The sequence below is a fragment of the Azoarcus sp. CIB genome (assembly GCF_001190925.1).
Taxonomy (GTDB): Bacteria; Pseudomonadota; Gammaproteobacteria; order Burkholderiales; family Rhodocyclaceae; genus Aromatoleum.
In genome coordinates this window covers 1,430,697-1,449,821 of record NZ_CP011072.1, presented here as the reverse complement: position 1 = coordinate 1,449,821, position 19,125 = coordinate 1,430,697, and the positions used below count along the sequence as shown (strand labels likewise).

The window sequence follows — 19,125 nt, the reverse complement described above, 5'->3', positions numbered from 1 at the left end:
CGTAGGGCGGAAAAGCGAAGCGCCTTCCGCCGACTGTCTCTCGTCAGCGTCCCTTACTGCGGCAAATGAGGAACAAACACGTCCCCCACACGGCCCGCCTTCAGCTGCGCTATCACTGACCTCCCCGGCTCGCCTGACCTTTCACTCGAAAATACCGCGCAGCACCACTTCCCCGCATTTCAAAAGCCCCCGTCGCCTTCAATGCCTCCAGGTCGATGAATTTCGCGCAACCGCAGGTACGCGGATCGAAATCCGGGTGGTTGACGTGGATGTAGGTCGACATCTGGCTGAGCATCGCCCAACCCTGCTCGTCGGCCACATTGGTATATGCCCGGAGCAGAAGGCTTGCCGCCAGCGCTGGCGGTCTAAAGGTTTGGGGCGGCGTCTCGGCCGCTATCGGCACGTCAACGATCGGTTCGAGCGGCGGCGGAGAATCGCCCACCTCTGCGGCAATGACCACGACTTCCCTTTCGTCGATACTCCCCTTGGGAGGCGCCTCGCCGACACCAATTGCTCCCTGTTCCGGAAGGGGGGCCTCCACGAGGTTTTCGACGTAGATGTAACGATCGCAGGCGTTGACGAAGGCCTTCGGCGCCTTCTTTTCGCCGAAGCCGTACACGACAAGGCCATCCTCGCGAATGCGGGTCGCGAGGCGGGTAAAGTCGCTGTCGCTGCTAACGAGGCAGAAACCCTCGAAGCGTCGCGAATGGAGAAGATCCATCGCGTCGATGATCAACGCGCTGTCGCTGGCGTTCTTGCCTATGGTATTGCGGTATTGCTGGATCGGATGAATCGCATGCTCGGCAAGCTTGATCTTCCACGCGGCGAGGTTCTGGCTGGTGAAATCGCCGTAGACGCGGCGGACGGTCACCCGTGCATGCCGCGTGATTTCTTCCAGAATCAGTGAGATGGTGTCCAGCCGGACATTGTCGGCGTCGATCAGGACCGCGAAAGATGGAAGGTCATGCTTCATGCACATCGGCTCCGGCTCGTCAGAGATGACGATATGGTAACCCGGCAAGTCGCACGCCCTTGTGCATCCGGCCTCGCAACAATCACTCTATCGAGTAGGCGCCGACACCGACGAGATAGCGTCCCACCCGTTTGACGTAGGACGTCTTCTTCGCCGTCTTTTGGGTGACGGGATTCCGCCAGAGGTAGTCAACCGCTGCGACATCCGCGTCCTTGGTCCGGCGCATCATTTCCTGGACGAACAGTTTCCCGGCTGGATCGCGCAGGTCTTTGGAATATTTCCCGATCAGCCGCGGCTGTGCCCCATGTGCGTAAGTGTTCATATCGTCCACACCGATGACGAAGACGTAGAGATCGTCCTGGACGAAGCCGCCGTTGAGATCGTTGAATCGGCGTATTGCAGCCTGCTGGTCCTGGTTGATTTCATGGACGGCGCGCCACAGCAGCGCCTTGGCCTGTTCCGCCGACGCGAACGGAACGTAGTAGCCGACGGCAATGATGCTGTCGCCCACGGTCTGGTAATAGACGACCTTCTGCTCCGCCTTGCCATGCTGGCGGTTGAGCCAGCGGTATTTCACGGTACCCGATCCGTTCGCTTTCGCGCCTTCCAGCATTTCGGCGATAAATGGCTTGCCTTCGGGGTCCTTCAGATCGCTGATGTTCCTGCCGATCAAGGTAATCGACGGCCCCCCGCTCGCCTTCATGACGCCGTCCAGGCCGAGAACATAGACGTACAGATCCCCGCTAAGGAATTCGCCGGCACGACTGAATGCCGCCAATGCGGCCTCACCGTCCGTCCGGTAACGCGCCGCGGCCCGATCGAGAAGCGCCTTGGCCGCGGCGCTGTCGGCGGCTTCTGTGGCGGCGATCGAATCCGCGGCGGCGATTGGCGTGGTGGTGATCGCCGCGCCTGAAAAAATGATGCAGGCGGCGATTTGTGACAATGTCGATTTCATTCTGGCTGTCTCCCTGAAGAACCAAGGCTGATGGTAACAAGGAGTGCAGCCAGCGGGTTATTGCCCGAATCGGAGCGACCGCGCAGAACGGGCATCCGCATCACGGCGCGGTCCATCGCGTCGTATCCGTGGACGGGGGTGAGTTGATTCAGGCGTGGCGCAGTTGTGCGCACACCCGTTCGATGACGCGCTCGTCGATCGTGTGCCCCACACTCGCCAACTGATTCAGCGTGACTTCGGCACCCATCGACGCGAGGCGGTCCGCCGCGGCGATGCTGTAGCGCGGGTCGATCACCGAGTCGTCGTTGCCATGGATCAGATGGACTGCCGTCGCCGCGGGGCAAATTCTGGGCGGCTGCGCGAAACGTCCGGCGATGGCGATCACCTGCGCGGCGAGCCGGTCGGCGATCTGGGTGGATTCGAGGGCCATGATCGCGCCCTGCGAGAAGCCGACCAGCGTGGTCGCATCCGGCCCGACGCCGGACTGCCGCTGCCAGTCCCGCACGGTGTCGATGAATTGCGGAATCGCCGCGGCGACGCGTTCGAGGCGGTTTTCTTCGGTGACGCCGCGCACCGGGAACCACTGCCAGCCGATGCCGAAATCGCAGGGATCGGGTGATCGTACGCTGACGACCCACGCGGCGGGGTCAGCGTGCGCAATCGCCTCGGCGAGCGGCAGGAGGTTCTGCGGCGTCGCACCGACGCCATGGAGGAGCAGCACCAGCCGCCTTGCGGCGGCCGGTTGCTGGACGTGGATGGTGTCGTCGGTCATGAATGTTCCCGGGGCAGTCGGCGCGATACGATCAGCGCTTTTCGTCCGACGGCGCCAGCACCGCGTCGAGGGATGCCCGGCCGGCGCCGCTGAACGCGAGCGAGATCGAGACGGCGAGCAGCGCCAGACCGAATTCGTAGCCGTTGTTCTTCATGAACAGTCCGTTGGCCGCATGCACGCTGAAGATCGCGACCAGCATCGCGAAGGCCAGCACTGCCGACGCGGGACGCACGAGCAGGCCGACGATCAGGGCGAGGCCGCCGAAGAATTCCGCGCCGCCCGCCAGCAGGGCCATCAGCTGCCCCGGCGCCAGGCCAATCGAATCCATCCACTGCCCCGTGCCCTGCAGGCCGTAGCCGCCGAACCAGCCGAAGAGTTTCTGCGCGCCATGTGCTGCGAAGATGATGCCGACCGGAATGCGCAGCGCGAGGGGCCCCCAGCCGGCTTTGGTGGCAAGAAGGCGATTGACGATTCCGTTGCTCATGTTCGTTCTCCATTGATTGCATTTGGGGCTGGCCGCATGTCTTCGTACCGCGTGCTGACCATGGGACGGACTGTACGCGGCCGGACGATTGAGTTAAACAGTGCTAATTGCGAATTTCTGTTCTTCAATTCGCAACAATTCCCTGCACGCCGGAATCCGATGCGGTCGTAGCGTCAGCGAGGATTGCGGCGGCTTTGTTCCCCTTCGGGCAACAGTCATGCACTTCTGTTGCTATTTATCTAACACGGTGCTTCTACTAACTTCTCTTCGATAGGGCAAAGCCCGCAACAGAGAGAGGACAGGAACATGCTTGTGAACGGCAAATGGGCGGAAAAATGGCATCCCGTGCAACAGAGCGACGCCGACGGGCGCTTCATCCGCCAGCATTCGGGCTTCCGTGACCGGATCGGCCCGGACAGCGCGAAGGGCTTCGCCGCCGAAGCCGGCCGCTATCAGCTCTACGTCGCCTACATCTGCCCGTGGGCTTCGCGGACGCTGATCGCGCTGCGCCTGGAGGGCCTCGAGAACGCGATCGACGTGTGCGCGGTCGACCCGCGACTGGGCGACCAGGGCTGGGCCTTCACGGGTCGCGACGGCAGCGACTTCGACGGCGTGAATGGCGCGCACTACATGCACGAGCTCTACACGCTGGCCGACCCGACGCACACCGGCCGCGCGACGGTGCCGGTGCTGTGGGACAAGAAGACGCGCACGATCGTGAACAACGAGTCTTCGGACATCGTCCGTATCTTCAACGACGACTTCGGGGCTTTGGCGACTGGAGACATCGACCTACGCCCGGCCGGGCTGGAGGCGGAGATCGATGCGGTGAACGAGCGCTTGTACACGCAATTCAACAATGGCGTGTATCGGGCCGGTTTCGCGGGCACGCAGAAGGCCTACGAGGAAGCAGTTGCGGACGTGTTCGCGACGCTGAACTGGATGGAAAGCCGCCTCGCACGGGCGGACTGGCTGGTGGGCGACCGGCTCACCGAAACCGACATCCGCGCCTTCGTCACGCTGGTGCGCTTCGATCTCGCGTATTACAGCCTGTTCAAGTGCAACCTCCGCCCGCTCTCGGCCTACCCGGCGGTGCGTGCCTACCTCGTGCGCCTGCTCGCGATCCCCGCCTTCGCTGCGAGCGTCCGCGCCGAGCACATCAAGGCGGGGTACTACTCCATCGCCGCGCTGAATCCCTCAGGCATCGTCCCCGTCGGCCCCGAACTCGACTACCTGGAACCGCTGCGCGCCGCCCGTGGCGACAGCGTCGGCCGGACCGCGGCTTGAGCGCCGCATGACGGCGAGCCGCCCGCCTGAGCGGCGGCTCCACGTACACTGTCTTACAAAGCAGTCAGGCTCAGCGGTGCACGGCGCATGCTGGCAGCGCGTTGACCACTCACAAGGAGGTCAATCATGGCTCGCTCATTCATCAAATTCCTCATCGCATTCCTCGTGGCCGGCCTGCTCGGCGGCTGCATCGTGCTCCCCGTTGGACACGGCGGCTACGGCTCCGGCCACCACAACCGCCACTGGGGCGAACGCCAATGGGGTGACCGCCAATGGGGTGACCGCCACGACGGCGGCTACCGCTACTGGGGCGACCGCGACGGTTCCTGGCGTTACCGCGACCGCCGCTGATCCCTTCACCCCCCGCCTGCGGCGAGGCGGCGCGACGCGGCCGGATCGCGGAACACCAGCGGTGCGCTCCGGCCGGCGCCCGACTCGGCGCGGGCCAGGGCCTCGACGACCACCCCGTGGGCGGGCGACTTGTCGCACACCGGATCGGCTGCGGCCGGATCGCCCGCCAGCATGAAGGCCTGGCAGCGACAACCGCCGAGATCCTTTTCCTTGTCCGGGCAGGTGCGGCACGTGTCCTTCATCCAGCCGTCGCCGCGGTAGCGGTTGAAGCCTTCCGATTCGTACCAGATCTCGCGCACGCCCAGCTCGCGCACGTTGGGAAAGGCGAGGCCGGGGAGCATCTTCGCCGTATGACACGGCAACGCCGTGCCGTCGGGGGTCACGGTGAGGAAGACATTGCCCCAGCCGTTCATGCATTTCTTCGGGCGCGTCTCGTGGTAGTCGGGCACGACGAAGAAGATGCGGATGCGGTCGCCGTACTTTTCCCGGTATTCGTTGGTGATGCGCTCGGCGCGCTCGAGTTGTTCGCGCGTGGGCAGGAGCTGGTCGCGGTTCAGCAGCGCCCACGAGTAGTACTGGCTGTTGGCGAGCTCGAGGTATTCCGCGCCGAGCTCGACCGCCATCTCGATGATGCGGTCGATGTAGTCGATGTTCAGGCGATGAATCACGCAGTTCATCACCATCGGCCAGCCGTTGTCCTTGATCAGCGCCGCGACGCGCTGCTTGAGGTCGAAGGTGCGGGTGTGCGACAGGAAATCGTTGAGCTCGCGCGTCGAGTCCTGGAACGAGAGCTGGATGTGATCGAGGCCCGCGGCCTTCAGCCCCGCGGCGCGCTCCGGCGTGAGGCCGACACCCGAGGTCAGCAGGTTCGTGTAGAAGCCCAGCCGGTGCGCTTCGGCGACGAGGATCTCAAGGTCGTCGCGCAGCATCGGTTCGCCACCGGAGAAACCGCACTGCACGCTGCCCGCGGCGCGTGCCTCGCGCAGCACCCGCAGCCAGTCGTCGGTCGAGAGCTCCGGCCCGCTGGTCGCGAAATCCACCGGGTTGTAGCAGAAGGCGCAGTGCAGCGGGCAGCGGTAGGTGAGTTCCGCCAGCAGCCACAGCGGCGGGCCGGGTTGCGCCGCAACCGGCTCCGGCATACTTGTTGCGGACATCGCGACTCCCCCTACCCTTCGATCCACTGCTGGCCGCGCGCGAGTTCGAGGAACTTCGCGACATCGTCCGCGAGCCCGCTCGCGCCGAAGGCCTGCTCCAGATCCGCGACGATCCCCGACACCGTGCGGTTGCCGTCGCAGCGGCGCATGATCTCGCCCGCGCTCTGGTTGAGCTTTACCATCCCTTCCGGATAGAGCAGCACCCAGGCATTCTGCGCCTCCTCCCACTGCAGGCGGAAGCGGCGCGACACGCGCGGGCAGGCGTCCGTTGCGGTGACCGCGCTCATGCCCGCGCTCCTGCTTTCTCCCCGCGTATTTCAATCTCGCACTGGCTCAACATGATCGCGTCGGCCAGCGCCCATAGCACGTCGAGCTTGAACTGCAGGATCTCCAGCGCCCGTTCCTGCAGCGCGCGGCTGCGACTGAAGTAGTCGAGCGTGAAGCGCAGGCCGTGGGCGACGTCGCGCCGCGCCTGCGTGAGGCGATTGCGGAAATACTGCAGCCCTTCGACATCGACCCACGGATACTTCTGCGGCCAGGTGTCGATGCGCTGCTGGTGGATGTGCGGCGCGAAAAGTTCGGTCAGGCTCGACGCGATCGCCTCCTGCCACGGCCGCTGGCGCGCGAAGTTCACATAGGCGTCGACCGCGAAGCGCGCCGCCGGCACCACAAAGCGCAGCGAAGTAACGTCGTCGCGCGTGAGGCCGACCGCCTCGCCGAGGCGGATCCACGCCTCGATGCCGCCCGGGTCCTTGACGCCGCCACCCTCACCCAACTGAGCGTAGCCGTCGTGATCGAGGATGCGCTGGATCCACTCGCGGCGGATCTCGCGATCCGGGCAGTTGGACATGATCGCGGCGTCCTTCACCGGAATCGCGATCTGGTAGTAGAAGCGGTTGGCGACCCAGCCCTGCAGCTGCGCGCGGGTGAGCTTCCCCTCGGCCATCATCACGTGGAAGGGGTGATGGATGTGATAGCTCGAGCTCTTGCCGCGCAGGCGGGCCTCGAATTCCTCGCGGCTCAGCGGCGGCGCATCGCCCGGACAGGCTTGCAGGGTCCGCGCTGCGGCATCCTCGATCGCGACGTCGAAATCCATCTTGCTCTCTCCTTCCAGTGCAACGTTCGGCGGGGACCGCCCCTCAGAACGACAGCTCCATGCCGTCGTAGGCAACCTCGATGCCGTGCGCCGCAAGCTCCGCGCGTTCGGCGCTGTCCTCGTCGAGGATGGGGTTCGTGTTGTTGATGTGGATCAGCACCTTGCGGGTGCTCGCAGGCAGGCGGTCGAGCCATTCGATCATCCCACCGGGACCGGACTGCGGCAGGTGGCCCATCGCGCGCGAGGTCTTCTTCGACGCGCCGAGGCGGATCATCTCGTCGTCGGTCCACAAGGTGCCGTCGACGAGCACGCAGTCGGCCATCTGCATCGTTGCCCACACGTGCGGCTCCATCTCGCCGAGGCCGGGTGCGTAGAACACCCGCCGACCGCTCCTGGCATCGACGAGCGTCACGCCGATGTTGTCGCCGGGCCGCGGACGGTCGCGGTGCGGCGAATACGGCGGCGCGTTGCTGGTGAGCGGCAGCGCCTCGAAACCGACGCCGGGCACGCCGTGCATCGCGAAGGCGCCGAAAAGCGGCACTTCGCTCCAGTCGAGGCCGCAGTAATGCGACAGGACATTGAAAAGCGGATTGCCGGCCGAGAGGTCTTCCTTCACCGCGGCGGTGCACCACAGTTGATGCGCAGCGCGGTGCTCGCGCAGCATCAGCAGCCCCGTCGTGTGGTCGATCTGCGCGTCGATCAGCACGATGGCACGGATCGCCGTGTCGCGCGGCGCGCGAGCCGGCTGCAGCGCGGGAAAGGCGCGGATCTGCTGCAGGACGTCGGGCGAGGCGTTGAACAGCACCCAGTTCTCGTCGTCGCCGCTCACCGCGATGGACGACTGCGTGCGTGCGTGGGCGCGCACCGTTCCGCGCCGCAGGCCGTCGCAGTTGCGGCAGTTGCAGTTCCACTGCGGGAATCCGCCGCCGGCCGCCGAACCGAGCACCCTGATCTTCACGCCCTCACCTCCTCATGCGACGGCACGAACCGGCATCCGCGGGCCGTGCCGGGGACGCTCAACGCGTCGCGATGTACATCGTGATTTCAAAGCCGAAGCGGAAATCGCAAGCCGAGGGGGTTTCCCATTTCATGATGTGTCTCCTGTGTCGTCTGTCGTGGTTCGAGGAAGCGACCGCGGCCTTATTGCCGAGCCGGAGCACAGGATGCACCGCCGCCGCTGAACGCACATCACAAAAGTGGGGAAGTTCACCTAGCGATTTTCATGAGATGCGCGTCGGGCCGTCTGCGCCCGCCTCGCGGATTGCGTTAGGATCGAGCGCATGCAAGCCACCGATACGTCCCTCGATCCCACGCCATCGCCGCCCTACCCGGCCATCGAGCCGTGGCAACGCGGGTGGCTCCCGGTGGGTGGAGGACATTCGATCTACTTCGAGCAGTGCGGGAATCCGCATGGCCTTCCCTTGGTCGTGCTGCACGGCGGCCCGGGCAGCGGGTGTTCGCCGCGCATGCGGCAGCTGTTCGACCCCGCGCGCTTCCGCATCGTGCTCTTCGACCAGCGCGGCTGCGGACGCAGCACGCCGCGCGGGGAATGCGCACACAACACCACGGACGATCTCGTCGCCGACATCGAGCGGCTGCGCCGGCACCTGGGGGTGGAGCGCTGGCTGGTCACGGGCGGCTCCTGGGGTGCTGCGCTCGCGATCGCGTATGCGGCGGCGCATCGGGAAGCCTGTCTCGGCGCGATTCTGCGCGGCATCTTCCTGACAGGCCCAGCGGACCTGGAGTGGTTCTTTGGCGGCGCCGGCGGACTGTTCACGCAGACATGGCAGGAGTTCGACCGGGCGGCGCCCGGCGATCGGCAGCGGGCGCTCGCGGAGCGCCTATTCGATGCCGTAGTCGGACCGGATGTGATGGTCGCAGCCGAAGCGGTGCGCCGCTGGATGCAATGGGAGGCGACGCTGGACGGCGGCTCCCCTGCCCCGCCGCCCGAGTTTCCGGACGTGGACACGCAGACGGCGCTGCTCGCGAAGTATCGGGTGCAGGCGCATTACCTGCGCCACGCGTGTTTCCTCGGCGAGACGCGCCTCCTCGAACTCGCCGCGACGCTCGGCTCCCTGCCGGTCACCATCCTTCACGGGGCGAAGGATCTCGTCTGCCGGGCCGAGAACGCCCGGCGCCTGCATCGCGCCGTGCCGGGGAGCCGGCTACGGATCGTCCCCGACGCCGGGCACAATCCCTTCGCGGCGTCGATGCAGCAGGCGCTGGTCGACGCGGCGGCGCACTTTCTGGAGCCCAGCGAATGAAGGGATCGTGAGGGCGGCGGCCCCGGCGCGTCACCGTTGATACTGCGATGATTGGTCGAATTCGTAGGGCGGGAGCAGCGCAGCGTATCCCGCCAATCCAGCCGCCGGAATCCGCCCGACCGCCGCGTGGCGGCTCAGTTGACACGTTCGGCCTTCGGCTCCTCCCGCCCTACGCAACCGTGCGAACGCCGTAACGGGATCGGCGCCTCCCGCCCCTTCGGACCCGTGCTATCAGCGCGCCGCGCGCACGGCGGCGATCAACCCTTGCGTCGATGCATCATGCTCGCCGCGGGCCCCGCCGGCGAGCTCGCCGGCGATACGGGTCGCGATCTGCTTGCCCAGTTCCACGCCCCACTGGTCAAAGGCGTTGATGCCCCAGATGATGCTCTGCACGAACACCTTGTGCTCGTAGAGAGCGATCAGCGCGCCGAACGAGCGCGGCGACAGGTCGGGCAGCAGCAGCGTGTTGCTCGGGCGGTTGCCGGGGAAGACGCGATGCGGCACCAGCGCCTCCAGCGCCTCGCCCGTCAGGCCACCGGCCGCGAGCTCGGCGCGCACCTCGTCGGCCGTCTTGCCGACCATCAGCGCCTTGCTCTGCGCGATGCAGTTCGCGAGGAGCAGGCGATGATGATCGGGGAGTCCGTGGCTCGCTGCGAGCGGCGCGATGAAGTCCACCGGAATCAGGTCGGTGCCCTGGTGCAGCAACTGGAAAAAGGCGTGCTGGCCATTGGTGCCGGGCTCGCCCCAGATTACCGGGCAGGTCGCGGTTTCGACCGGCTTGCCGTCGCATGTCACGGACTTGCCGTTGCTCTCCATCTCGAGCTGCTGCAGGTAGGCCGGCACCCGCGCGAGCGCCTGCGCATAGGGCGCGATCGAGAGGCTCGATGCGCCGAAGAAGCCGCGGTACCACACGCCCAGCAGACCCATCACGACCGGCATGTTCGCTTCGAGCGGGGCCTCGACGAAGTGGCGGTCCATCGCATGTGCGCCGTCGAGCATCGCCTCGAAGTTCTCGCGGCCGATGTACAGCGCGATCGGCAAGCCCACGGCCGACCACATCGAGTAACGCCCGCCGACCCAGTCCCAGAAGCCGAACATGTTGGCGGTGTCGATGCCGAAGGCCGCCACCCGCTCGGCGTTGGTCGACACCGCGACGAAGTGCTTCGCGATCATCGCCTCGGTGCCGCCGTTGGCGAGGAACCACGCGCGCGCGCTGGCGGCGTTGGTCATCGTCTCGATGGTCGTGAAGGTCTTGGAGGCGACGATGAAGAGCGTGCGCGAGGGCTTCACCTTCGCGAGCACGCCGGCGAGATGGTCGCCGTCGATGTTGGAGACGAAGTGCATCGTCAAATGCTCGTGACCGCAGGCGGCGAGCGCCTGGCAGGCCATCGCGGGGCCGAGGTCGGAGCCGCCGATGCCGATGTTGACGATGTCAGTGATCGTTTCGCGGGTGTAGCCGCGCCAGCGACCTTCGCGCACCCCCTCGGCGAAGTCGCCCATGCGTGCGAGCACCTCACGCACCGCAGGCATCACGTCGCGGCCGTCGAGCTCGACCGGCGCATCGCTGCGGTTGCGCAGCGCGACGTGCAGGACGGCGCGGTCTTCGGTGGTGTTGATGCGACGGCCCGCGAACATTGCGGCACGTGCGGCTTCGAGGCCGCGGTCACGCGCGAGCGCGGTGAGCAGCTCCAGCGTGCGCGGCACGATGCGGTTCTTCGAGTAGTCGAGGAAGAGGTCTGCACCTCGCAGCGAGAAGCGCTCGAAGCGGCCTTCGTCCGCAGCGAAGAGATTGCGCAGGTGCTGCTCGCCGAGCTCATCACGATGCGCGGCAAGCGCACGCCAGGCGTTGGAATTCGTCAGTGAGGTCATGGTCTCCCGCCGGGCCGCCCCAAGGGAGGCCTCCGCCTTCTCGGGCGGCAGCGAATGAAGTGAGCGTGGGGGTTGTTTCATCTTCAGGATTCGAATCCGCGGATGCGTTTGTCGCGCAGGGTCTGCTTGGTGCGCTCGAGGCGCTTGATGAGTTCGGGGCCGCTTACGAGCGCGACGCTCACCGACAGCACGTCGATGATCGCCAGATGCGCGATGCGCGAGGTCATCGGGGCGTAGACGTCGGGGTCTTCCGGCACGTCGGCGGCGAGCAGCACTGTCGCCGCGCGGGCGAGCGGCGAGCCGCTGGCGGTGATCGCGATCACCTCGGCACCGGCCTCGCGCGCCAGTTCGCACGCGCGGATGATCTCGGGCGTGCGCCCGCTCGCGGAGATCGCGACGACGACGTCGCCCTCCTCCAGCAGGGTCGCGGCCATACCCTGGGTATGCGGATCGCTGTAGGCGACGGACGGTATGCCGAAGCGGAAGAACTTGTGCTGCGCATCACTTGCGACGATACCCGAATTGCCAATGCCGTAAAACTCCATGCGGCCCGCGCGTGTGATGAGCTCGACCGCACGCTTGAGGCGCACGGCGTCGAACTGGTTGCGCACGCTGATCAATACGCCGATGGTGCGGTTGAACACCTTGGGCGCGACCTCGTCGAGCGAGTCGTCGGGGCCGACGTCGCGGTGTACATAGGCCACGCCACTCGCGAGGCTCTGCGCAAGGCGAAGCTTGAAATCCTTGAAGCCGGTGTAGCCGAGCGCATTGACGAAGCGCGCGACGGTGGGCTGGCTGACGCCCACGCGGCAGGCGAGTTCGGCGATGGAGATGCTGAGCACCTCGTTCGGATGCGCGAGTACGAATTCCGCGACGGCGCGTTCGGACTTGCGCAACTCGTCGAAGGAGGCTTCGATGCGGGCGAGCAGCGGACTCGCCCGACGGGCGACCGTCTCGTCCGGACCGTCGCCGGGGAATTTGATGATCCGTTGGTTTTCCATTTCAGTCGCCTGGCTCCAGTGTCGCACGGCTTCGTGCGCCGCTCCCCGGGTTCGGAAGCCTAGCCCATCCGCATGTCACGTGGAGGGGCAGAAGAATACATGCATCGGCGTGCGCCGTTGTCGCAGAAGTGTGGCAATCGGCAAATTTTCGTGTCCGCCCGCCGCGGCCTCGATCACGGTGCGCTTCGCGACGCCGGTGATCGGCAGCAGAATCCGGCGCGAATCGAGCAACGCGGAAAGTCCCAGCGTCATGCGCGCATGCGGCGCGGTGGGCGGGACGGTTGCCGCGAGCACGGGGCCGGACTCCGACAGCAACTCGGCCAGCCTCGGGATGCCGGGGAAGATCGAGGCGAAATGCCCGTCGTCCCCCATGCCCAGCACGACGACGTCGAACGGGCGTTGAATCTCGCCGAGCCGCGCCGCGCACGCGGCGAGCCCGTCCCCGGGCGCGTTCTCGCCGCCATACAGCGGCACGAAGCGCGCTTCCGCGGCCGGCCCCTGCAGCAGGTTTGCGATCACGAGGCCGGCGTTGCTGTCGGGATGGTTCGCCGGCACCCAACGCTCGTCGGCGAGCGTAACCGTGACACGCGACCAGTCGAGCGCTCGTTGACCGAGGGCGCGCAGGAAGGGCACCGGGCTGCGCCCGCCGGAAACGACGAGGCTCGCACGCCCGCGCTGGCCGATCGCGTGGCGCAGCATCGCGGCGACGCGGTCGGCCAGCGCCGCGGACATCGTCGCCGGGTCGGGGAAGACGTCCTGCGCGACGTGGCGCGGGAGATCGAGCGCGTGATCCGGATCCATCGCGAGTGCCCTCGTCAGGAGTCCTGCCGCCACGCGAGACCGTCGCGCCCCACCAGCGCGCTGGAGGCGGCCGGCCCCCATGTGCCCGCGGTGTAAGGCCGCGGCGGCGTGGAATCCTGCTCCCAGCCGTCGAGGATGGGTTCGACCCAGCGCCACGCGGCGTCGAGTTCGTCGCGCCGCATGAACAGCGTGAGCTTGCCGCGGATGACGTCCATCAGCAGGCGTTCGTAGGCGTCCCACTGGCGGCCGTGGTAGGTGTCCGCGAAGTCGAGGTTGAGGGCGACCGGCCGCAGGCGCATTTCGTCGCCCGGCACCTTGGCCATCAGGTGCAGTTCCAGGCCCTCGTCGGGCTGCAGGCGGATCACGAGCCGGTTCGGCACGCGCTCGCCCGACAGCGAGGGGAACAGCGCATGCGGCACGTCGCGGAAATTGACGACGATCTCGGCGAGGCGCTCCTGCATGCGCTTGCCGGTGCGCAGGTAGAACGGCACGCCGGCCCAGCGCCAGTTGTTGAGTTCGGCCTTCAGCGCAACGAAGGTCTCGGTGCGGCTGTTCGGCGCGATACCCGGCTCCTCGAGATAGCCCGGCACCGGGCGGCCGTCGACCGCGCCGGCGCGGTACTGGCCGCGCACGGTGCGGGTGGCGACGTCCTCGGGCGTCATCGCGCGCAGCGCGCGCAGCACCTTGAGCTTCTCGTCGCGCATCGCATCGGGGTCGATGTTCGCCGGCGGCTCCATCGCGACGATGCACAGCAGCTGCAGCAGGTGGTTCTGCACCATGTCGCGCAATGCACCGGTGTTGTCGTAGAACTCGCCGCGCCCTTCGACGCCGACGGTCTCGGCCAGCGAGATCTGCACGTCGCGCACACAGCCGCGGCTCCACAGCGGCTCGAACAGCGTGTTGCCGAAGCGCAGCGCGATCAGGTTCTGCACCGTTTCCTTACCGAGGTAATGATCGATGCGGTAGATCTGCTCTTCCTTGAAGATCGCGCCGACGTGCGCGTTGATCTCGCGCGCGGAATCAAGATCGCGCCCAAGCGGCTTTTCCAGCACGACGCGGCTGTCCGCGGTGACGAGACCGGCGGCGCCGAGGTTTTCGCAGGTCGACGCGAAGAGGCCGGGTGCGGTCGCCAGATAGAACACGCGCACGCGCGCGGGGTTGTCGGCGAGCGCCGCGCCCAGGCGTCCGTAGTCGCCCGCCTCGCGGGCGTCGAGCCGCACATAGTCGATCGTGGATGCGAAGGCGGCCCAGGCATCGGCGTCAAAATCGTGCGCGGCCACGAACTTTCGCGCGTGGGCTTCGACTTTCGCGATATAGGCCTCACGGGTGAGATCTTCCCGCGCGATGCCGACGATGCGCCAACGCGAGCGCTCGCCGTCGGCGACGCTGTCGCGGTGACGGTAATACAGCGCAGGCAGCAGTTTTCGCATCGCGAGGTCGCCGCTACCTCCGAAGAGGACCAGGTCGAACGCTTCAAGAGGGATCACTTTTTTCGCCTCGTCGGTTTGTTCGGGTCGGTACGCCGCCTTTCCGGGCTGCCGGAACAAGTCGGTAGTAAATCTACAGCCAATTAAAGGCAGCGGAACGTAGCAAGTCAACACGATCTTGTAAGCTATTCTTGTTTCAACATGGAGTCTAAAATCCCCGCAAACGCCGCTGCAATTCAGCGTATGAAAGGAAATACGAGCGTCTTGCGCTTGGCGTGAGTTGCGGCGCAACGGGATCAGGCGTTTCTTGCAAAAAGAGACTTGCCTTTCCAAATGTAGCAAATCTACACTTGTATCAAGGCGATTCGCCAGGACGCTCCATGCAAGCCTTCGGGCGACGCCACGACACGAAGGAGGCCGCATGTCCCTCAGCCCCATCCTCGCCCGCGTCACCGACCGCATCCGCGCCCGCAGCGCCGCATCGCGCGCTGCGTATCTCCTGCGCGTCGATGCCGCAACCCGCGCCGCCGGCACGGCACGCATGCACGTGTCCTGCGCCAACCAGGCCCATGCGTACGCGGCGTTTGAAGCGAACGACAAGCTCGTGCTGCGCCAGGCACGTCTGCCGAACCTGGGGATCGTATCCGCCTATAACGACATGCTCTCCGCGCACCAGCCTTTGGAGCGCATGCCGGCGCTGATCAAGGACGCGGCACGCGGTGCCGGCGCGGTCGCGCAGTTCGCAGGCGGCGTGCCGGCGATGTGCGATGGCGTCACGCAGGGCGAGGCCGGCATGGAGCTGTCCCTCTTCTCGCGCGACGTGATCGCGATGGCGACGGCCGTGGCGCTGTCGCACAACGTCTTCGACGGCGCGCTGTGCCTGGGCGTATGCGACAAGATCGTGCCCGGTCTGCTGATCGGCGCGCTGCAGTTCGGCCACCTGCCGACCATCTTCGTGCCGGCCGGCCCGATGACCACCGGCATCGGCAACGACGAAAAGGCGCGCGTGCGCCAGAACTTCGCGCAGGGTCTTGCGACGCGCGAGGAGCTGCTGGCATCCGAGATGGCGGCCTACCACGGCCCCGGCACGTGCACCTTCTACGGCACCGCGAACAGCAACCAGATGCTGATGGAGGTGATGGGCCTGCACCTGCCCGGCGCGGCCTTCGTGAATCCGGGCACCGCGCTGCGCGACGGCCTGACGCGCGCAGCCGCGCAGCGCCTGGCCCACATCACGCGCCTGGGCAACGAGTACATCCCGATCGCGCAGGTGGTGGACGAGCGCACGATCGCCAACGCGATCGTCGGCCTGCTCGTGACCGGCGGCTCGACCAACCACACGATCCACCTCGTCGCGATCGCCGCGGCGGCCGGCATCTACATCGACTGGAACGACTTCGACGAGCTTTCCGCCGCTGTGCCGCTGCTCACGCGCATCTACCCGAACGGCAGCGCCGACGTGAACCACTTCCACGCGGCCGGCGGCATGGGCTTCCTGATCCGCGAACTGCTCGGCGCCGGCCTGCTGCACGGTGACGTCACGACCGTGATGGGCGAAGGGCTCCAGCGTTACACCGAGGAACCGTGGCTGGACGACGGACGCGTCGCGTGGCGCGGGGCCGTCGCGCAAAGCCTCGACACGACGGTGCTGCGCACGGCCGCCGAACCGTTCAGCGCCGACGGCGGCCTGAAGCTGCTGCAGGGAAATCTCGGCCGTGCGGTGATCAAGGTGTCCGCGGTGAAACCGGAGCACCGCGTCGTCGAAGCGCCGGCGATCGTGTTCAACGGCCAGGACGACCTGATGGCGGCCTTCAAGCGGGGCGAACTGACGCGCGACTTCGTCGCCGTGGTGCGCTTCCAGGGGCCGCGGGCGAATGGCATGCCGGAACTGCACAAGCTGACGCCGGCACTCGGCGTGCTGCAGGACCAGGGCTACCACGTCGCGCTGGTGACCGACGGGCGCATGTCAGGCGCTTCGGGCAAGGTGCCGGCAGCGATCCACGTCACACCGGAATGCCTCGCTGGCGGACCGCTCGCCAAGGTGCGCGACGGCGACGTGATCCGCGTCGATGCGGAGGCCGGCACGCTCGCAGCGCTGGTCGACGCGGCCGAATGGGATGCGCGGGAGGTCGCGACGGAAAACCTCGACGCGAACCAGCACGGCACCGGCCGCGAACTCTTCTTCAATGCCCGAGCCAACGCGAGCGGCGCCGAACAGGGCGCCAGCACCTTCGGCTCGACCCTGCCCGGCCCGCTACCGGCGGCCTGAACCCGACACCGGAGAGCCCCCGCATGGAAATCAACGCCCTGCTCGCCGCCAGCCCCGTCATGCCGGTGATCGTCCTCGACAAGGTCGCCGATGCGGTGCCGCTCGCCCGCGCGCTGGTCGCCGGCGGCATCCGCGTGCTGGAGGTGACGCTGCGCACCGCCGCGGCGCTCGAGAGCGTGCGCGCGATCCGCGCCGAAGTCCCCGATGCGATCGTCGGCGTCGGCACCGTCGTCACGCCGGCCGATCTCGCCGCCGCGGCCGAAGCCGGTGCTGTGTTCGCCGTGAGCCCGGGCGCCTCGCCCGAGCTGCTGCGCGCCGGGCGCGAATCCGCAATCCCGCTGCTGCCCGGCGTGATGACGCCGTCGGAGGTGATCAACGCGCTCGCGGCCGGCTACACTGCGATGAAGTTCTTCCCCGCGGCGCAGGCGGGCGGCATCGGCATGCTCAAGGCACTGGGCGGCCCCTTCCCGCAGGTGCGCTTCTGCCCCACCGGCGGCATCGACGCCGCCAGCGCGCCGAATTTCCTCGCGTTGCCCAACGTCGCATGCGTCGGCGGATCGTGGCTCACCCCCGGCGACCGTGTGCGCGCCGGCGACTGGGCGGCGATCACCGACCTCGCCCGTGCCGCTGCGGCGCTTCGCCCGCCCGGAGCTGCTACCGCATCGAGACAACGAGATCGATCGAGAGAGAGACACTCATGAACGTCCCCCCCATCCAGGCCCGCCTGCATGCCCTGTTCCCCACCGAATCCGACGTTCCCGCCGAATGCCGCATCCTCGCGCCGCTGCACCAGCGCGCGATCCTGCTCAATGGCGCGATGCAGATCTGGAAGGGCGAGACCCATCCGGTCTACTCCCCGGTCGCGCTGCGCGCCGCCGATGGCAGCCTGACGCACGTCGAACTGGGCAGCTTCCCCGTCACCGGCACCGCCGAAGCCGATGCCGCGATCGCCGCCGCGGTCGCCGCGTATGACAACGGCCGCGGCCAGTGGCCGACGATGCCGGTCGCCGAACGCATCGCCTGCGTCGAGAACTTCACCAACCAGATCCTCGCGCACCGGCAAGAGATCGTGAACCTGATCATGTGGGAGATCGGCAAGAGCCTCACGGACTCGGAGAAGGAGTTCGACCGCACGATCGACTACATCAAGGCGACCATCGCCGAGCTGAAGAACCTCGACAACGCGAACTCGCGCTTCCAGATCGTCGACGGCACGATCGCGCAGATCCGCCGCTCGCCGCTCGGCATCGTGCTGTGCATGGGCCCGTACAACTACCCGATGAACGAGACCTTCACAACGCTGATCCCGGCGCTGATCATGGGCAACGTCGTGCTCTTCAAGCCGCCGCGCTTCGGCGTGTTGCTGTACTACCCGATGCTGGAGGCCTTCCGCAGCGCCTTCCCGGCGGGCGTGATCAACATCGTGTATGGCGAGGGCCATGTCGTCGTGCCGCACATCATGAGCTCGGGGAAGGTCAATGTGCTGGCGCTGATCGGCTCCAGCAAGGTCGCGGACCAGTTGAAGAAGGCGCATCCGAAGACCAACCGCCTGCGCGCGGTGCTGGGCCTCGAAGCCAAGAACGCAGCGATCATCCTGCCGGACGCGGACATCGAACTCACGGTCAAGGAGTGCATCGCGGGCACCTTGTCCTTCAACGGCCAGCGCTGCACCGCGATCAAGATGATCCTTGTGCATCAGGCGATTGCCGACCAGTTCCTGCGCCGCTTCAGCGAGGAGATCGGCAAGTTGAAGATCGGCATGCCGTGGGAAAAGGGCGTGACGATCACCCCGCTGCCCGAGATGGCGAACGTCGGCTACATGAACGAGTGCATCGCCGATGCCATCGCGAAGGGCGCGAAGGTGTTGAACGAGAATGGCGGCGCGTCGGTCGAGACGCTGTTCTACCCGGCCGTGGTGTTCCCGGTGAAAGATGGCATGAAGCTCTACCGCGAGGAGCAGTTCGGCCCGGTGATCCCGGTCGCGCCCTTCGAGGACATCGAAACCGCGCTCGACTACGTGATCAGCTCCGACCACGGCCAGCAGGTCTCGATCTTCGGCACCAACCCGGGCCAGATCGCGAATCTCGTCGATCCGCTCGTCAATCAGGTGTGCCGCGTGAACCTCAACGCCCAGTGCCAGAGGGGCCCTGACGTTTTCCCCTTCACGGGGCGCAAGGATTCGGCCGAAGGCACGCTGTCGGTGCATGACGCACTGCGCGCGTTCTCGATCCGCACGATGGTCGCAGCGAAGCAGACCGAGGCGTCGAAGAAGCTCCTCGACAGCATCGTGCTCGGCAACAAGTCGAACTTCGTGAACACGCGCTTCATCCTGTAAGCGACCGCGTTCGCCCCCGGGCCGGGATCACCGCTCTGCGGTCCGATACCGGCCCGTTTTTCACGCCGGACAATTCTGACCCACCGG

At 66.7% G+C, this 19,125-nt stretch carries 19 protein-coding genes; 6 read left to right on the top strand and 13 right to left on the bottom strand.

Annotated elements, in window-relative coordinates; translation table 11 throughout:
* Nucleotides 1–112: 112 nt before the first annotated feature.
* From AzCIB_RS06375 to AzCIB_RS06360, 4 genes are all read right to left on the bottom strand, one after another.
* Nucleotides 113–973 carry an NYN domain-containing protein gene (locus AzCIB_RS06375; RefSeq protein WP_232299374.1) on the bottom strand — a complete coding sequence of 287 codons (861 nt, stop codon included), beginning with the start codon at nucleotides 971–973 and terminating at the stop codon, nucleotides 113–115.
* Between the two features lie 82 nt (nucleotides 974–1,055).
* A complete protein-coding gene (locus tag AzCIB_RS06370; RefSeq protein ID WP_050415122.1) occupies nucleotides 1,056–1,928 on the bottom strand; it encodes a cache domain-containing protein in 873 nt (290 codons plus the stop codon).
* Between the two features lie 148 nt (nucleotides 1,929–2,076).
* Nucleotides 2,077–2,700, bottom strand: a complete 624-nt coding sequence (gene ypfH / locus AzCIB_RS06365) for an esterase (RefSeq protein WP_050415121.1) — start codon at nucleotides 2,698–2,700, stop codon at nucleotides 2,077–2,079.
* Nucleotides 2,701–2,731: 31 nt separating this feature from the next.
* Complete coding sequence (locus tag AzCIB_RS06360) at nucleotides 2,732–3,184, bottom strand: DoxX family protein (RefSeq protein WP_050415120.1); 453 nt, start codon at nucleotides 3,182–3,184, stop codon at nucleotides 2,732–2,734.
* Nucleotides 3,185–3,490: 306 nt separating this feature from the next.
* Between AzCIB_RS06360 and AzCIB_RS06355 the strand changes: the two genes are divergently transcribed.
* Nucleotides 3,491–4,471, top strand: coding sequence for a glutathione S-transferase family protein (locus tag AzCIB_RS06355; protein WP_050415119.1), 981 nt, complete (start codon nucleotides 3,491–3,493; stop codon nucleotides 4,469–4,471).
* A gap of 126 nt (nucleotides 4,472–4,597) precedes the next feature.
* On the top strand, nucleotides 4,598–4,822 hold the full coding sequence (locus AzCIB_RS06350) for a hypothetical protein (protein WP_050415118.1): 225 nt from the start codon (nucleotides 4,598–4,600) through the stop codon (nucleotides 4,820–4,822).
* 5 nt (nucleotides 4,823–4,827) lie between these two features.
* Here AzCIB_RS06350 and pqqE read toward each other — a convergent pair whose 3' ends face one another.
* From pqqE to pqqA, 5 genes are read right to left on the bottom strand one after another with little or no spacing between them, the layout of a single operon-like run.
* Complete coding sequence (pqqE, locus tag AzCIB_RS06345) at nucleotides 4,828–5,976, bottom strand: pyrroloquinoline quinone biosynthesis protein PqqE (protein WP_050415117.1); 1,149 nt, start codon at nucleotides 5,974–5,976, stop codon at nucleotides 4,828–4,830.
* Between the two features lie 11 nt (nucleotides 5,977–5,987).
* A complete protein-coding gene (pqqD, locus tag AzCIB_RS06340; RefSeq protein WP_050415116.1) occupies nucleotides 5,988–6,263 on the bottom strand; it encodes a pyrroloquinoline quinone biosynthesis peptide chaperone PqqD in 276 nt (91 codons plus the stop codon).
* Nucleotides 6,260–7,072 (bottom strand): pyrroloquinoline-quinone synthase PqqC, encoded by an 813-nt coding sequence (pqqC, locus tag AzCIB_RS06335; RefSeq protein WP_198149625.1) that lies wholly within the window; start codon nucleotides 7,070–7,072, stop codon nucleotides 6,260–6,262. The genes pqqD and pqqC overlap by 4 nt, the downstream gene beginning before the upstream one ends.
* Before the next feature lie 43 nt (nucleotides 7,073–7,115).
* Nucleotides 7,116–8,030: a pyrroloquinoline quinone biosynthesis protein PqqB gene (gene pqqB / locus AzCIB_RS06330; RefSeq protein WP_050415115.1), complete on the bottom strand. Its 915-nt coding sequence runs from the start codon at nucleotides 8,028–8,030 to the stop codon at nucleotides 7,116–7,118.
* A 58-nt stretch (nucleotides 8,031–8,088) separates the two neighbouring features.
* The gene (gene pqqA, locus AzCIB_RS24070; protein ID WP_076601006.1) at nucleotides 8,089–8,163 is read right to left on the bottom strand and encodes a pyrroloquinoline quinone precursor peptide PqqA; all 75 of its coding nucleotides are present in this window, start codon (nucleotides 8,161–8,163) and stop codon (nucleotides 8,089–8,091) included.
* 189 nt (nucleotides 8,164–8,352) lie between these two features.
* On the opposite strand from pqqA, the gene pip reads away from it, so the two are divergent.
* Nucleotides 8,353–9,336: a prolyl aminopeptidase gene (gene pip / locus AzCIB_RS06325; RefSeq protein ID WP_050415114.1), complete on the top strand. Its 984-nt coding sequence runs from the start codon at nucleotides 8,353–8,355 to the stop codon at nucleotides 9,334–9,336.
* 231 nt (nucleotides 9,337–9,567) lie between these two features.
* Here the strand turns inward: pip and pgi are convergent, their stop codons facing one another.
* The 4 genes from pgi to zwf all read right to left on the bottom strand — a co-directional run bounded on the left by pgi (nucleotide 9,568) and on the right by zwf (nucleotide 14,494).
* Nucleotides 9,568–11,205, bottom strand: coding sequence for a glucose-6-phosphate isomerase (pgi, locus tag AzCIB_RS06320; protein ID WP_050415113.1), 1,638 nt, complete (start codon nucleotides 11,203–11,205; stop codon nucleotides 9,568–9,570).
* Nucleotides 11,206–11,288: 83 nt separating this feature from the next.
* Entirely contained in the window at nucleotides 11,289–12,206 is a 918-nt protein-coding gene (gene hexR, locus AzCIB_RS06315) for a transcriptional regulator HexR (protein WP_083446890.1), read from the bottom strand.
* Between the two features lie 75 nt (nucleotides 12,207–12,281).
* A complete protein-coding gene (gene pgl / locus AzCIB_RS06310) occupies nucleotides 12,282–13,007 on the bottom strand; it encodes a 6-phosphogluconolactonase (RefSeq protein WP_083446889.1) in 726 nt (241 codons plus the stop codon).
* A 14-nt stretch (nucleotides 13,008–13,021) separates the two neighbouring features.
* Entirely contained in the window at nucleotides 13,022–14,494 is a 1,473-nt protein-coding gene (gene zwf, locus AzCIB_RS06305) for a glucose-6-phosphate dehydrogenase (RefSeq protein WP_050415112.1), read from the bottom strand.
* Nucleotides 14,495–14,855: 361 nt separating this feature from the next.
* On the opposite strand from zwf, the gene edd reads away from it, so the two are divergent.
* Genes edd through AzCIB_RS06290 form a run of 3 tightly spaced genes read left to right on the top strand, consistent with a single transcriptional unit; the run spans nucleotide 14,856 to nucleotide 19,038 of the window.
* Complete coding sequence (gene edd, locus AzCIB_RS06300) at nucleotides 14,856–16,703, top strand: phosphogluconate dehydratase (RefSeq protein WP_050415111.1); 1,848 nt, start codon at nucleotides 14,856–14,858, stop codon at nucleotides 16,701–16,703.
* 23 nt (nucleotides 16,704–16,726) lie between these two features.
* The gene (gene eda, locus AzCIB_RS06295; RefSeq protein WP_050415110.1) at nucleotides 16,727–17,404 is read left to right on the top strand and encodes a bifunctional 4-hydroxy-2-oxoglutarate aldolase/2-dehydro-3-deoxy-phosphogluconate aldolase; all 678 of its coding nucleotides are present in this window, start codon (nucleotides 16,727–16,729) and stop codon (nucleotides 17,402–17,404) included.
* A complete protein-coding gene (locus tag AzCIB_RS06290; RefSeq protein ID WP_050415109.1) occupies nucleotides 17,401–19,038 on the top strand; it encodes an NADP-dependent glyceraldehyde-3-phosphate dehydrogenase in 1,638 nt (545 codons plus the stop codon). Before eda ends, AzCIB_RS06290 begins: the two co-directional genes overlap by 4 nt.
* Nucleotides 19,039–19,125 lie beyond the last annotated feature (87 nt).

Bases quoted from the DNA above. Each gene is read 5' to 3' on its own strand.
- pip (WP_050415114.1), top strand. From the start codon at position 8,353: ATGCAAGCCACCGATACGTCCCTCGATCCCACGCCATCGCCGCCCTAC.
- eda (WP_050415110.1), top strand. From the start codon at position 16,727: ATGGAAATCAACGCCCTGCTCGCCGCCAGCCCCGTCATGCCGGTGATC.
- pgi (WP_050415113.1), bottom strand. From the start codon at position 11,205: ATGACCTCACTGACGAATTCCAACGCCTGGCGTGCGCTTGCCGCGCAT.
- AzCIB_RS06370 (WP_050415122.1), bottom strand. From the start codon at position 1,928: ATGAAATCGACATTGTCACAAATCGCCGCCTGCATCATTTTTTCAGGC.
- AzCIB_RS06350 (WP_050415118.1), top strand. From the start codon at position 4,598: ATGGCTCGCTCATTCATCAAATTCCTCATCGCATTCCTCGTGGCCGGC.
- AzCIB_RS06360 (WP_050415120.1), bottom strand. From the start codon at position 3,184: ATGAGCAACGGAATCGTCAATCGCCTTCTTGCCACCAAAGCCGGCTGG.
- hexR (WP_083446890.1), bottom strand. From the start codon at position 12,206: ATGGAAAACCAACGGATCATCAAATTCCCCGGCGACGGTCCGGACGAG.
- pqqD (WP_050415116.1), bottom strand. From the start codon at position 6,263: ATGAGCGCGGTCACCGCAACGGACGCCTGCCCGCGCGTGTCGCGCCGC.
- AzCIB_RS06290 (WP_050415109.1), top strand. From the start codon at position 17,401: ATGAACGTCCCCCCCATCCAGGCCCGCCTGCATGCCCTGTTCCCCACC.
- AzCIB_RS06375 (WP_232299374.1), bottom strand. From the start codon at position 973: ATGAAGCATGACCTTCCATCTTTCGCGGTCCTGATCGACGCCGACAAT.
- pqqE (WP_050415117.1), bottom strand. From the start codon at position 5,976: ATGTCCGCAACAAGTATGCCGGAGCCGGTTGCGGCGCAACCCGGCCCG.
- pqqC (WP_198149625.1), bottom strand. From the start codon at position 7,072: ATGGATTTCGACGTCGCGATCGAGGATGCCGCAGCGCGGACCCTGCAA.
- AzCIB_RS06355 (WP_050415119.1), top strand. From the start codon at position 3,491: ATGCTTGTGAACGGCAAATGGGCGGAAAAATGGCATCCCGTGCAACAG.
- ypfH (WP_050415121.1), bottom strand. From the start codon at position 2,700: ATGACCGACGACACCATCCACGTCCAGCAACCGGCCGCCGCAAGGCGG.
- pgl (WP_083446889.1), bottom strand. From the start codon at position 13,007: ATGGATCCGGATCACGCGCTCGATCTCCCGCGCCACGTCGCGCAGGAC.
- edd (WP_050415111.1), top strand. From the start codon at position 14,856: ATGTCCCTCAGCCCCATCCTCGCCCGCGTCACCGACCGCATCCGCGCC.